12 protein-coding genes are annotated in these 12,848 nt (G+C 61.1%); 10 read left to right on the plus strand and 2 right to left on the minus strand.

From position 1 onward, the window contains the following. From B0E42_RS00825 to B0E42_RS00860, 8 genes are all read left to right on the plus strand, one after another. Window positions 1-704: hypothetical protein (locus tag B0E42_RS00825; protein ID WP_139353064.1), on the plus strand; the 704-nt coding region annotated here is incomplete at its 5' end. 409 nt (window positions 705-1,113) lie between these two features. After that, on the plus strand, window positions 1,114-2,355 hold the full coding sequence (locus B0E42_RS00830) for an SfnB family sulfur acquisition oxidoreductase (protein ID WP_053185048.1): 1,242 nt from the start codon (window positions 1,114-1,116) through the stop codon (window positions 2,353-2,355). Window positions 2,356-2,378: 23 nt separating this feature from the next. Further along, on the plus strand, window positions 2,379-3,572 hold the full coding sequence (locus B0E42_RS00835; protein WP_077505284.1) for an SfnB family sulfur acquisition oxidoreductase: 1,194 nt from the start codon (window positions 2,379-2,381) through the stop codon (window positions 3,570-3,572). Beyond that, on the plus strand, window positions 3,572-4,930 hold the full coding sequence (locus B0E42_RS00840; RefSeq protein ID WP_077505286.1) for an LLM class flavin-dependent oxidoreductase: 1,359 nt from the start codon (window positions 3,572-3,574) through the stop codon (window positions 4,928-4,930). The genes B0E42_RS00835 and B0E42_RS00840 overlap by 1 nt, the downstream gene beginning before the upstream one ends. Before the next feature lie 181 nt (window positions 4,931-5,111). Continuing rightward, window positions 5,112-5,921: a MetQ/NlpA family ABC transporter substrate-binding protein gene (locus tag B0E42_RS00845; RefSeq protein WP_077505288.1), complete on the plus strand. Its 810-nt coding sequence runs from the start codon at window positions 5,112-5,114 to the stop codon at window positions 5,919-5,921. A 1-nt stretch (window position 5,922) separates the two neighbouring features. Beyond that, on the plus strand, window positions 5,923-7,047 hold the full coding sequence (locus tag B0E42_RS00850) for a methionine ABC transporter ATP-binding protein (protein WP_077505290.1): 1,125 nt from the start codon (window positions 5,923-5,925) through the stop codon (window positions 7,045-7,047). Next, window positions 7,037-7,681, plus strand: a complete 645-nt coding sequence (locus tag B0E42_RS00855; protein ID WP_018608843.1) for a methionine ABC transporter permease — start codon at window positions 7,037-7,039, stop codon at window positions 7,679-7,681. The genes B0E42_RS00850 and B0E42_RS00855 overlap by 11 nt, the downstream gene beginning before the upstream one ends. A 237-nt stretch (window positions 7,682-7,918) precedes the next feature. Then, window positions 7,919-8,545 carry a bifunctional 2-polyprenyl-6-hydroxyphenol methylase/3-demethylubiquinol 3-O-methyltransferase UbiG gene (locus B0E42_RS00860; protein WP_018608845.1) on the plus strand — a complete coding sequence of 209 codons (627 nt, stop codon included), beginning with the start codon at window positions 7,919-7,921 and terminating at the stop codon, window positions 8,543-8,545. Between the two features lie 113 nt (window positions 8,546-8,658). Here the strand turns inward: B0E42_RS00860 and B0E42_RS00865 are convergent, their stop codons facing one another. Beyond that, window positions 8,659-9,219, minus strand: coding sequence for a transporter substrate-binding domain-containing protein (locus B0E42_RS00865; RefSeq protein ID WP_018608848.1), 561 nt, complete (start codon window positions 9,217-9,219; stop codon window positions 8,659-8,661). 133 nt (window positions 9,220-9,352) lie between these two features. Here B0E42_RS00865 and B0E42_RS00870 point away from each other — a divergent pair, with 133 nt between their 5' ends. Continuing rightward, window positions 9,353-9,778, plus strand: a complete 426-nt coding sequence (locus B0E42_RS00870) for a DUF4399 domain-containing protein (RefSeq protein WP_024618984.1) — start codon at window positions 9,353-9,355, stop codon at window positions 9,776-9,778. 205 nt (window positions 9,779-9,983) lie between these two features. On the opposite strand, the gene serA is transcribed toward B0E42_RS00870, so the two are convergent. Beyond that, window positions 9,984-11,213, minus strand: coding sequence for a phosphoglycerate dehydrogenase (gene serA, locus B0E42_RS00875; protein ID WP_003186856.1), 1,230 nt, complete (start codon window positions 11,211-11,213; stop codon window positions 9,984-9,986). Between the two features lie 205 nt (window positions 11,214-11,418). On the opposite strand from serA, the gene B0E42_RS00885 reads away from it, so the two are divergent. Beyond that, window positions 11,419-12,813, plus strand: coding sequence for an FAD-binding oxidoreductase (locus B0E42_RS00885; protein WP_018608853.1), 1,395 nt, complete (start codon window positions 11,419-11,421; stop codon window positions 12,811-12,813). Window positions 12,814-12,848 lie beyond the last annotated feature (35 nt).

The following is a 12,848-nucleotide window of genomic DNA, read 5'->3' on the forward strand; positions in this document are numbered from 1 at the left end:
GCATCAATATCGCCAACGCCGCTCATCTGGAGGTTGCCATTGCGCCCTACCCGGGCATGGACGCGGGTGACCTGATCGAACTGTTCTGGGACAACTGCTACGTCGGCTCGCGCTTGCTGTCGCAGGCCGATGTGCAAGACAGCGTCACCCTGCGGGTCCCGGAGAGTTTCATCGTCGATGGAACCGCGCGCATCCACTATCGGGTGATGCAGGTCGGGCGTGGGCCGGCGCTATCCGCCAAGCAACAGGTGCAGGTGAAGCTCGATTGCCCCGGTGGGCAACCGTCGGCCCTGAGCGGCGATGAAAACCAGGGCCTGGCGCCAGTGCGCATTCCCGGCACTATCCGACGCCAAGGGGTGAACCCCAACCAGATCAAGCGCGGCGTACCGCTGACCATCGAACCCTACCTGAACATGGCCGCCGGCGATGCCGTGACCCTGCGCTGGGGTGATGTGCGCATGGACTTGCCAGCGGTCACCGCCAGCGAGGTCGGCCAGCCGATCAATATCTGGGTCCCGCCGCAGATCATCCTGGAGGCAGGAGAAGACCTGCGCCTGGAAGTGACCTACTGCATCCTCGACCGTGTGGGCAACAACTCCCACTGGGCACCGCCACGGACGTTGAAGATCGGTTGCGCCAATCCGTACCTGAACACTGCACCGAAACAGCCGCTCATGGCCGCCGAAACGCGCCGCCGAATGTGAACACCCTGAAAAAGCTTTTGTGGCGAGGGAGCTTGCTCCCGCTTGGGCTGTGGGAGCAAAGCTTGCTCGCGAAACAGGCGCCTCGATTCTGCAAGACCGCATCGCGTCCATCGCGGGCAAGCCTTGCTCCCACATAGCGGGAGCAAGCTCCCTCGCCACGAAAAGCTGATTCGCTCCTAAGCGAGCATACGGCCCTCAATTTAAAACCAACCTATCTATATTCCTAAAAGTTAGTTCAAAAATAATTTATACGCGCTTAGGGTATATGCACCGGACCACCGGACATTCTTGATTTTCGCTCGCCGCATTCATCGCGGCGTTTCTTGAGATGTGAGGTGGGTATGGAACGAAACACAATCACCCCAGTGCAATACGCCCAGGCACTGCCTGCAGCCACGGAGTGGCTGTAATGTCGGATTTGGCGCAAGCAAAAGTCCAGAGCGACCTGGATATCGCACCGCTGTTGTTGCCCGCACAGGTGTTGCGCAACGATGCCGAGGTCATCAAAGCCGCCCACGAACTGGCGCAGGTCGCCCGTCAGCAGGCCGCGCGTCGTGACCAGCAACGCAAACTGCCCTGGGCAGAAATCGAGCAATTCACCCGCAGCGGACTGGGCAGCATCGCCATTCCCCGGGCATACGGCGGCCCACAGGTTTCGTTCGTCACCCTGGCCGACGTGTTCGCGATCATTTCCGCCGCTGACCCGGCCCTCGGGCAGATCCCGCAGAACCAGTTCGGCGTGCTCCAGTTGATACTCGGCACCGGCACCGAACGGCAGAAAAAAATCCTCTTGCAGAGCGTGCTCGAAGGCTGGCGCATCGGCAATGCCGGGCCGGAACGCGGTACTCGCAATACCCTTGAGCTCAAGGCGCGGATCACCGCTGACGGTGACGGGTTTGTCATCAATGGTCAGAAGTTCTATTCCACCGGCGCGCTGTTTGCCCATTGGGTCGCGGTCAAGGCGCTGAATGACGAAGGCCGCCAGGTGCTGGCCTTCGTGCGGCGCGGCACCCCGGGCCTGCGGATCGTCGACGACTGGTCGGGGTTCGGCCAGCGCACCACCGCCAGCGGCACCGTGCTGCTGAACAATGTGCGGGTGGATGCCGACTTGGTGCTGGATAACTGGCGCATCAACGAAACGCCCGGTGTGCAAGGCGCGATTTCCCAACTGATCCAGGCCGCCATCGATGCGGGGATCGCCCGTGGCGCCATCGACGATGCCATCGCCTTCGTTCGCGAACGGGCCCGCCCCTGGATCGATGCCAAGGTCGACCGAGCCAGTGACGACCTCTACGTGATCGCCGACATTGGCAAACTGAAAATCGAACTGCACGCCGCCGAAGCTTTGCTGCGCAAGGCCGGACAGGTGCTGGACCAGGTCAGTGCCGCCCCCATCACGGCGCAATCGTCCGCCCGCGCCTCGATTGCCGTGGCCGAGGCCAAGGTGCTCACCACCGAGATCGCCCTGCAAGCCAGCGAAAAACTCTTCGAGCTGGCCGGCAGCCGCGCCACCCTCGCCGAATTCAACCTCGATCGCCATTGGCGCAACGCACGGGTCCACACCCTGCACGACCCGGTGCGCTGGAAGTATCACGCGGTAGGCGCCTACCACCTGAACGGCACCTTGCCGGCCCGCCATTCCTGGATCTGACGACCCGACCTCTGGAGCAGTACATGACGTTTTCTCAACACGTCGCGGTGATCACCAGCGATGAACAAGCCCTGATCGTGGCCAGCGACCTGGCCGATGACTTCAAGCGCGACAGCGCCCTGCGCGACCGCGAGCGCCGCTTGCCGTACCCGGAACTGGAGGCCTTCTCCCGCTCGGGCCTGTGGGGTATCAGCGTGCCCAAGGCCTATGGCGGCGCCGGTGTTTCCAACGTCACCCTGGCCAAAGTCATTGCGCTGATTTCTCAGGCCGACGGCTCGCTGGGACAGATTCCGCAAAATCATTTCTACGCCCTGGAAGTGCTGCGGGTAAACGGCAGCGAAGCGCAAAGACAACGCCTGTACGCCGAAGTGCTCGCCGGCCAGCGCTTTGGTAACGCCCTGGCCGAACTTGGCACCAAGACTGCCCATGACCGCATCACCCAACTGCGCCGCGACGGCGAGGGCTATCGCATCAACGGCCGCAAGTTCTACGCCACGGGCGCGATCTACGCCCAGCGCATCCCCACCTCGGTGGTGGACGAAAACGGTGTGCAACAACTGGCGTTCGTCCCTCGCAACAGCCAAGGCCTGACGGTGATCGACGATTGGAGCGGTTTCGGCCAGCGCACCACGGGCAGTGGTTCGGTGGTGTTCGAAGACGTTTATGTCGCCGCCACCGACATCGTGCCCTTCCAGAGCGCCTTCGAACGCCCGACGCCGGTGGGGCCGCTGGCGCAGATTCTTCACGCCGCCATCGACACCGGCATCGCCCGCGCCGCCTACGAAGACGCCCTGCATTTTGTCCGCAATAAAACCCGTCCCTGGATCGACGCCACCAGCGACGTTGCCACCGAAGACCCGCACACCCTCAAGAGTTTCGGCCAACTGAGCATCCGCCTGCACGCCGCCGAAGCCCTGTTGGAACGTGCCGGTGAGTTTCTCGACCGGGCCCAGGCCGACACCCGGGCCGACACAGTCGCCGCCGCCTCGATTGCCGTGGCCGAAGCCCGTGCCATCAGCACCGAAATTTCCCTGGCCGCCAGCAGCACGCTGTTCGAATTGGCCGGCAGCCAGGCGACCCTGGCCGAACATGGCCTAGACCGCCACTGGCGCAACGCCCGGGTGCACACCCTGCATGACCCGGTGCGCTGGAAATACCACGCGGTGGGCAACTTCTACCTCAACGATGAAAAACCGCCGCTGCGGGGGACCATCTGATGGCGGCCGGCAAGAAAAAGATCCTGCTCAACGCGTTCAACATGAACTGCATCGGGCACATCAATCACGGCCTGTGGACCCACCCCCAGGACACGTCGACCCAGTTCAACACGATCGAATACTGGACCGCCCTGGCGCAATTGCTCGAGCGCGGATTGTTCGACGGGTTGTTCATCGCCGACATCGTCGGCGTCTACGACGTCTATCAACAATCAGTAGACGTCACGCTCAAGGAGTCGATCCAGCTGCCGGTCAATGACCCGTTGCTGCTGGTGTCCGCGATGGCCGCCGTGACGAAAAACCTCGGCTTCGGCCTCACCGCCAACCTGACCTACGAACCGCCCTACCTGTTCGCCCGACGCATGAGCACCCTCGACCACCTGAGTCGTGGTCGGGTCGGCTGGAACATCGTCACCGGCTACCTGGACAGCGCCGCCAAGGCCATGGGCCTGACCGCGCAGGTCGAGCATGACCGCCGCTACGACCAGGCCGACGAATACCTGCAAGTGCTCTACAAACTGTGGGAAGGCAGTTGGGAAAACGACGCGGTGCTCAACGACCGCGAGCAGCGGATCTATGCCCGGCCAGAGAAAGTGCACAAGGTCCGGCACCAGGGCGAGTTCTACCAGGTCGAGGGTTATCACCTGTGCGAACCCTCACCCCAGCGCACGCCAGTGCTGTTCCAGGCCGGCAGTTCCGAGCGCGGCCTGCTGTTCGCCGGGCGGCATGCCGAGTGCGTGTTCATCAGCGGCCAGAACAAACCGGCGACCAAGGCCCAGGTGGACAAGGTCCGCGCCAGCGCCGTCGAAGCCGGGCGCAACCCTGGGGACATCAAGGTGTTCATGGGCCTGAACGTGATCGTCGGCGAGACCGAAGCGGCCGCCTGGGCCAAGCATGCCGAGTACCTGAGCTATGCCAGCGCCGAGGCCGGCGTGGCGCATTTTTCCGCGTCGACGGGCATCGATTTTTCCCAGTACGAACTGGACGAACCGATCCAGTACGTGAAGAGCAACGCCATCCAGTCCGCCACCAAGACCTTGCAGAACAACGACTGGACCCGGCGCAAATTGCTCGAGCAACACGCCCTGGGCGGTCGCTACATCACGGTGGTCGGCTCGCCCGAACAGGTGGCTGACGAGCTGGAGTCCTGGATCGCCGAAACCGGCCTCGATGGCTTCAACCTGACCCGCATCGTCACGCCGCAAAGCTATGTGGACTTCATCGACCTGGTGATCCCCGAGTTGCAGCGACGCGGCTCGTACAAGACCGAATACGACAACGGCACCCTGCGCGAAAAGCTGTTTCACGCAGAGGCCCATTTGCCTGGACAACACACCGGTTCAACCCACCGGCACTGACCCTGGGGCTACCGACACTGACCCTGTGGGAACAAGGCACTGTGGGAGCAAAGCTTGCTCGCGATGCAGACACCTCGTTTTCTGGAGACCGCATCAATTTCATCGCGGGCAAGCCTTACTCCCACATAGCTCTGTTCGCCAAAAAATATGCACCTCTCCCTAAATGACTGGAATAACTGACATGACCAAACACTTCCTCACCCTGCCAGTCAAAGCATTGGCCCTGGCCCTCGGCCTGTTCAGCTCCGCGCTGTTTGCCGCCGACGCACCGCTGAAAATCGGCACCACCGCCGCGTTCGCCATTCCTCTGGAGGCCGCCGTGGAAGAAGCCAGCAAGCAAGGCCTGAAGGTCGAGCTGGTGGAGTTCAGCGACTGGATCGCGCCCAACGTCAGCCTGGCCTCCGGCGATATCGACGTGAATTACTTCCAGCACATCCCGTTCCTGGAAAATGCCAAGGCCGCCGCCGGGTTCGATCTGGTGCCCTTTGCGCCGGGGATCATCAACAACGTCGGCCTCTATTCGAAAAAATACAAAAGCTTCGACGAACTGCCAGAAGGCGCCAGCGTCGCCATTGCCAACGACCCGATCAACAGCGGTCGCGGCCTGCAACTGTTGGCCAAGGCCGGGCTGATCAGCCTCAAGCCAGGCGTCGGCTACAAGGCCACTGAAGACGACATCGTCGCCAACCCGAAGAAACTCAAGATCCTGCAGGTCGAAGCCGTGCAGTTGGTGCGTGCTTATGAAGACGCCGACCTGGTGCAGGGTTATCCCGCCTACATCCGCCTGGCCAAGACCTTCGATGCCAGCTCTGCCTTGCTGTTCGACGGCCTCGATCACAAGGAATACGTGATTCAGTTCGTGATCCAGCCCAAGAGCAAGAACGATCCACGGCTGATCAAGTTCGTCGACATCTACCAACACTCGCCAGCCGTGCGCGCCGCCCTGGACAAGGCCCACGGCAAGCTCTACCAAGCCGGCTGGGAAAGCTGACATGAACGCCGTCAACGCTCGACTTCGACAAGAAGCCCCCACGCCCCAGAGCGCCGAGCAGACCGAACTGCATCCGGAGCTCAACCGTGCCCATGTGCGCTTCATCGGCCTGGGCAAGACCTACAACGGCGCCCAGGGTCCGGTGGCCGCGCTGCAAGGCATCGACCTGGCAATCCAGCGCGGCGAGGTGTTCGGCATCATTGGCCGCAGCGGCGCCGGCAAGTCGTCGCTGATCCGCACCATCAACCGCCTCGAACAACCCACCAGTGGCCGGGTGCTGATCGATCAGACAGACATCGGCGAGTTCGATGAAGACCGCCTGGTGGAACTGCGCCGGCGCATCGGCATGATTTTCCAGCACTTCAACTTGATGTCGGCCAAGACCGTGTGGCAGAACGTTGAGCTGCCGCTGAAAGTCGCCGGCGTGCCCAAGGAACAGCGCCAGCGCAAAGTTCGCGAGCTGCTGGAACTGGTCGGCCTGCAAGGCAAGCACAAGGCCTATCCGGCGCAACTTTCGGGCGGGCAGAAACAGCGGGTGGGGATTGCCCGGGCGCTGGTGCATGACCCGCAGATTTTGTTGTGCGATGAAGCCACTTCGGCCCTGGACCCGGAAACCACCCAATCGATCCTCGGTTTGCTGCGTGAGATCAATCAGCGACTGGGCCTGACCATCGTGTTGATCACCCATGAAATGGCGGTGATTCGCGAAGTCTGCGACCGGGTGGTGGTGCTCGAACAGGGGCGGATCGTCGAACAGGGGCCGGTCTGGGAAGTGTTCGGCAACCCGCAACACGAGGTCAGTCGAACGCTGTTGGCACCGTTGCAACACGCGATACCGGAAGAACTGCAAAACCGCTTGCAGGTGCAGCCGGCATCGGCGGATGCCGCCACTGTGCTACGCCTGCAATTCACCGGCATCGATCGTGAAGAGCCGGATCTCGCCGCTTTGTTCAGCGCCCTCGGTGGACGGGTGCGGCTGCTGCACGGCGGCATCGAGCGAATTCAGGGCCACGGGCTGGGGCAATTGCTGCTGGCCGTGAGCGGTTCGTCGTGGGGCGCCGAGGAGCTGCGGCAACGGGCGGGCAATTGGGCGCAACGTGTGGAGGTGCTGGGTTATGTGGTTTGATCGGTTGTTGCAGGGTTTCATCGACACGTTCCTGATGGTCGGCGTGTCCTCGTTGATCGCGTTGCTGGCGGGCATCCCGCTGGCGGTGATCCTGGTGACCAGCGGCAAGGGCGGGATCTATGAAGCGCCGGTCTTGAACCGGGCCCTGGGGGCCTTCGTGAACCTGTTCCGCTCGATACCGTTCCTGATTCTGATGGTGGCGTTGATCCCGTTCACCCGGCTCATTGTCGGCACCACCTACGGTGTCTGGGCTGCGGTGGTTCCATTGACCATCGCCGCCACGCCGTTCTTTGCCCGCATCGCCGAAGTCAGCCTGCGGGAGGTCGACCATGGCCTGATCGAAGCGGCCCAGGCCATGGGTTGCCGGCGCTGGCACATTGTCTGGCATGTGCTGCTGCCCGAAGCCCTGCCAGGCATCGTCGGCGGTTTTACCATCACCTTGGTGACCATGATCAACTCTTCGGCCATGGCCGGCGCGATCGGCGCCGGCGGCCTGGGCGACATCGCCTACCGGTACGGCTACCAGCGATTCGACAGCCAGATCATGCTCACGGTGATCGTGCTGCTGGTGGCGTTGGTGGCAGTGATCCAGTTGGGCGGCGACCGCTTGTCACGCGGCTTGAATAAGCGCTGACCGGGGAGAGCAGTTGATCTGTGGGAGAAGTTGATCTGTGGGAGAAGTTGATCTGTGGGAGAAGTTGATCTGTGGGAGAAGTTGATCTGTGGGAGCAAAGCTTGCTCGCGATAGCAGTATTCCATCCAACATGGATGCCAGCTGGACGACCGCAATCGCGAGCAAGCTTTGCTCCCACAGGCAGATCAGCGGGCTTGCGGTATAGTCGGCTGACACTCCCCACCCAAGCCCGCGACCATGAAACACACCACCGAAGACCTGCACGCCATCACCGCCACGACCCTGGGCCATTACAACACCGTGGCAGAAAGCTTTCGCGAAGGCACCCGCGATCACGATGTCAGCCAGAACATCGACGCCTTGCTGCGCCATATCCAGGGCCAGGCGCCGCTGCACATCCTGGATTTGGGCTGCGGCCCGGGGCGCGACTTGCGCACATTCACGGCCATGGGCCATGTGGCGGTCGGCCTCGACGGTTCAGAAGCGTTTGCCCGGATGGCGCGCCAGGACAGCGGCTGCGAGGTGTGGCAACAGGACTTCCTGGAACTCGACCTGCCGGCCGAGCGTTTTGACGGGATTTTCGCCAACGCGGTGCTGTTTCATGTGCCCGTCCAGGAACTGCCTCGGGTGCTCAAGCAACTGCACGCCACCCTCAAGCCCGGCGGCGTGCTGTTCAGCTCAAACCCACGGGGCGAAAACCAGGAGGGCTGGAACGGCCAGCGCTTCGGCGCTTACCACGACCTCGCGGCGTGGCGCACGCTGCTTGGCCACGCAGGCTTCGTGGAACTGGAACATTACTACCGACCGGCTGGGCTGCCGCGGGAACAACAGCCTTGGTTGGCGAGTGTCTGGCGTAAGGTTTGAAGACCAATCCCTCGTAGGAGCTGGCGAAGCCTGCGATCTTTTGATCTTTCGATCTTTCGCTTGAGATTCAAGCGTTCTTGGAAAGATCGCAGCCTCGTTACACTCGTCAGCTCCTACCGACCCAACCACTTCTGCGACAACTGCTCCAACCGTCCGTCATCCTTGATGCGCGTCAGGGCATTGTCCAGGCTGGCCTTGAACGCCGGGTTGCCCTTCTGGAACGGAATCACCAGGCTCGGCGCCGGCTCGCTCTTTTTTTCTGGCTGGAACGACTGCGCCATGACCAACGGACGTGGCGTCTCATCCTTGCTCGCCAGCAGTTGTGCATCCGGTTGGCTGTAAGCCGCACTGAGGTCGAAACGTTCCGCCAGTTCCGGGGTCATTGCTATGTGGTTGATGGCAACGTCGTACTTGCCGCTCTCCACGCCGGTCAGCAGATCCCCGGCATCGGTGACCACGAAGTCGGGGCGTACATCGAGCTCACCGGCAAGCATTTCGCCCAGTTCCACTTCGAAACCAGTGAGTTTGCCGTCTTCCTTGAAGTTGAAGGGCGCGGTGTTGGCCTCGAGGGCAATGCGCAGTTCACCACGGTCATTGATGTCATCGATCAGTTCGGCATGAGCCAGGGGACTCAAAAGGGGTAGCAGGCAAATCAGGCCAGGCAGAAAGCGCATGGTCACTCCTTTGTATTTATACAAGCGACGCTCGTTTCAGGCTCGCTTTGCTATGGTTGTTGCAGGCTTCGACAACGATTGGTCATGAAGTTGTCATGGCCAGGCGGATTTCATGGAAAAACTGGAGAAAAAAATGAAAAGCTTTATGTCTCGTGCCACGTTGGCCGGCCTGTTATTGGGCGCCTCAATGCTGGCAACCGCCGCGACCCCGGCGCCCAAAGGTGCAGAAGTGTTCATCGTTTCCCCGGCAGACGGCGCCACCGTCGCCCAGGAATTCACAGTCAAGTTCGGCGTCAAGGATATCGCCTTGGCCCCGGCCGGCGACGTGACCAAAAATACTGGCCATCACCATTTGCTGATCGATGTCGACAAACTGCCCGCCGCCGGCGCGCCGATTCCAAACGACGCCAACCACATGCACTTCGGCAAGGCACAAACCCAGGCCGACATCAAACTGGCCCCGGGCAAGCACACCTTGCAATTGATCCTGGGTGACAGCGGCCACATGCCGTTCGATCCGTCGATCGTGTCCGAAAAAATCACGGTAGACGTGAAGTAACAGCACCGGCTGATACAACACAAACACCTGTGGGAGCAAAGCTTGCTCGCGATAGCAGTGTTCCATCAAACATGGATGCCAACTGGACGACCGCTATCGCGAGCAAGCTTTGCTCCCACAGGATTTCATGTTGCCCCCAGTGTCAGGCAATAAAAAACGGGAGCCCCTTGCGAGGCTCCCGTTTTTTATTGCAAGCCAGGCCTGCTTAGAACAACACGCGGCAACGAATGGTGCCGTTGATGTGCTGCAGCTTCTCTTGCGCCAGGTCCGAGTATTCGGCGTCGACGTCGATCACGACGTAGCCGACTTTCTCGTTGGTCTGCAGGAACTGACCGGAAATGTTGATGCCGTTTTCGGCGAAGACCTTGTTGATCTCGCTCATCACACCCGGGATGTTTTCGTGGATGTGCAGCAAGCGGTGCTTGCCAGGGTGTGCCGGCAGGGCCACTTCCGGGAAGTTCACGGACGATACCGACGTACCGTTATCGCTGTACTTGACCAGTTTTTCCGCCACTTCCAGACCGATGTTGGCCTGGGCTTCAGCGGTGGAACCGCCGATGTGCGGGGTCAGGATCACATTGTCCAGGCCACGTAGCGGGCTTTCGAAGATGTCGTCGTTGGAGCGTGGCTCCACCGGGAACACGTCGATGGCGGCGCCGATCAGGTGCTTGTCCTTGATCGCGTCGGCCAGGGCGTCGAGCTTGACCACGGTGCCGCGCGCGGCGTTGATCAGGATCCCGCCCTTCTTGATGGCGCGGATTTCCTTCTCGCCAATCATCCACTGGGTGGCAGCGGTTTCCGGCACGTGCAGGGTCACGATGTCGGACATGCCCAGCAACTCGTGCAGGTTGTTGACCTGGGTGGCGTTGCCCAGAGGCAGCTTGGTCACGGTGTCGTAGAAGAACACCTGCATGCCAAGGCCTTCAGCCAGTACCGACAACTGGGTGCCGATCGAGCCGTAGCCAACGATACCCAGCTTCTTGCCACGGATTTCGAAGGAGTTGGCCGCACTCTTGATCCAGCCGCCACGGTGGCAGGAAGCGTTCTTCTCAGGGATGCCGCGCAGCAGCAGGATCGCTTCGGCCAGCACCAGTTCGGCAACGGAACGAGTGTTGGAGTACGGCGCGTTGAACACCGCGATACCGCGCTCGCGCGCCGCGTTGAGATCAACCTGGTTGGTGCCGATGCAGAAGCAGCCGACCGCCACCAGTTTCTTGGCGTGGTCGAAGATCTCTTCGGTCAATTGAGTACGGGAGCGAATGCCGATGAAGTGAGCATCGGCGATCTTTTCCTTGAGCTGGGCTTCCGGCAGAGAACTGGTGATGTACTCGATGCTGGTGTAGCCCGCCGACTTGAGGACGTCGACAGCCGATTGGTGGACGCCTTCGAGAAGAAGGAACTTGATCTTGCTCTTATCGAGAGAAGTCTTGCTCATCTGCGTAAACCTGTGTCCCGGAGAAAAATGGCAGGGAATCGGACAGCGCATGCTGGCCCGACCGGCGTAACAGCCGTCGCCGCAGAACAGCCGTTGGGCACTACGCTGCGGGGTCGGTATGCTAGCATATGCACCCCGCTAAACACTCATTCCTGCGACGTGAAGCGTTCTCAGGATGACCATGAATTGTTCGAGAGTTCTGTCGATGACCAATCCTGCCGTGATAGATGAGCTGAAGACCCTGGTTGAGCCTGGCAAGGTCTTGACCGATGCCGACTCCCTGAACGCTTACGGCAAGGATTGGACCAAGCATTTTGCCCCTGCGCCTTCGGCCATCGTCTTTCCCAAGACCACCGAACAGGTCCAGGCCATCGTGCGCTGGGCCAACGAACACAAGGTCGCGCTGGTGCCATCGGGCGGACGTACCGGGCTTTCCGCCGCAGCAGTCGCGGCCAACGGCGAAGTGGTTGTGTCGTTCGACTACATGAACCAGGTGCTCGACGTGAACCTCACCGACCGCACCGCGGTCTGCCAGCCTGGCGTGGTCACCAAACAACTGCAGAACAAGGCCGAAGAACATGGCCTGTACTATCCGGTAGACTTCGCTTCGGCCGGTTCCAGCCAGATTGGCGGCAATATCGGCACCAATGCCGGCGGGATCAAGGTCATTCGCTACGGCATGACCCGCAACTGGGTGGCGGGCATGAAGGTTGTCACCGGCAAGGGTGACCTGCTGGAGCTGAACAAAGACCTGATCAAGAACGCCACCGGCTACGACTTGCGGCAACTGTTCATCGGCGCCGAGGGCACCCTGGGCTTCGTGGTCGAGGCCACCATGCGCCTGGACCGTGCACCGAAAAACCTCACCGCCATGGTGCTCGGCACACCGGACTTCGATTCGATCATGCCGGTGCTGCACGCCTTCCAGGGCAAGCTGGACCTGACCGCCTTCGAATTTTTCTCCGACAAGGCCCTGGCCAAGATCCTCGCTCGCGGCGATGTGCCAGCACCGTTCGAAACCGAATGCCCGTTCTATGCCCTGCTGGAATTCGAAGCCACCACCGAAGAAGTCGCCAACCACGCCCTGGAGACCTTCGAGCATTGCGTGGAACAAGGCTGGGTGCTGGACGGCGTGATGAGCCAGAGCGAAACCCAACTGCAGAACCTGTGGAAGCTGCGCGAGTACATCTCCGAGACCATCTCCCACTGGACACCGTACAAGAACGACATCTCGGTGACCGTCTCCAAGGTTCCGGGTTTCTTGCGGGAAATCGACGCGATCGTCGGCGAACACTACCCGGACTTCGAAATCGTCTGGTTCGGCCACATCGGCGACGGCAACCTGCACCTGAACATCCTCAAGCCGGAAAACCTGAGCAAGGATGAGTTCTTCGCCAAATGCGCGACCGTGAACAAATGGGTCTTTGAAACCGTCGAGAAGTACAACGGCTCGATTTCCGCCGAACATGGCGTGGGCATGACCAAGCGCGACTACCTGACCTATAGTCGTTCACCTGTGGAAATCGAGTACATGAAAGCCGTGAAGGCAGTATTCGACCCGAACGGCATCATGAACCCGGGCAAGATTTTCGCGGTTTGACGCCTAAAAACACCTGATGAATCCCAGAAGCAGGA

Source organism: Pseudomonas sp. A25(2017), assembly GCF_002001065.1.
GTDB lineage: Bacteria > Pseudomonadota > Gammaproteobacteria > Pseudomonadales > Pseudomonadaceae > Aquipseudomonas > Aquipseudomonas kilonensis.

What these genes read in the sequence shown, in the direction of transcription:
- B0E42_RS00845 (WP_077505288.1), top strand. Translation starts at nt 5,112, where the DNA reads ATGACCAAACACTTCCTCACCCTGCCAGTCAAAGCATTGGCCCTGGCC.
- B0E42_RS00860 (WP_018608845.1), top strand. Translation starts at nt 7,919, where the DNA reads ATGAAACACACCACCGAAGACCTGCACGCCATCACCGCCACGACCCTG.
- serA (WP_003186856.1), bottom strand. Translation starts at nt 11,213, where the DNA reads ATGAGCAAGACTTCTCTCGATAAGAGCAAGATCAAGTTCCTTCTTCTC.
- B0E42_RS00865 (WP_018608848.1), bottom strand. Translation starts at nt 9,219, where the DNA reads ATGCGCTTTCTGCCTGGCCTGATTTGCCTGCTACCCCTTTTGAGTCCC.
- B0E42_RS00870 (WP_024618984.1), top strand. Translation starts at nt 9,353, where the DNA reads ATGAAAAGCTTTATGTCTCGTGCCACGTTGGCCGGCCTGTTATTGGGC.
- B0E42_RS00850 (WP_077505290.1), top strand. Translation starts at nt 5,923, where the DNA reads ATGAACGCCGTCAACGCTCGACTTCGACAAGAAGCCCCCACGCCCCAG.
- B0E42_RS00830 (WP_053185048.1), top strand. Translation starts at nt 1,114, where the DNA reads ATGTCGGATTTGGCGCAAGCAAAAGTCCAGAGCGACCTGGATATCGCA.
- B0E42_RS00840 (WP_077505286.1), top strand. Translation starts at nt 3,572, where the DNA reads ATGGCGGCCGGCAAGAAAAAGATCCTGCTCAACGCGTTCAACATGAAC.
- B0E42_RS00855 (WP_018608843.1), top strand. Translation starts at nt 7,037, where the DNA reads ATGTGGTTTGATCGGTTGTTGCAGGGTTTCATCGACACGTTCCTGATG.
- B0E42_RS00835 (WP_077505284.1), top strand. Translation starts at nt 2,379, where the DNA reads ATGACGTTTTCTCAACACGTCGCGGTGATCACCAGCGATGAACAAGCC.
- B0E42_RS00885 (WP_018608853.1), top strand. Translation starts at nt 11,419, where the DNA reads ATGACCAATCCTGCCGTGATAGATGAGCTGAAGACCCTGGTTGAGCCT.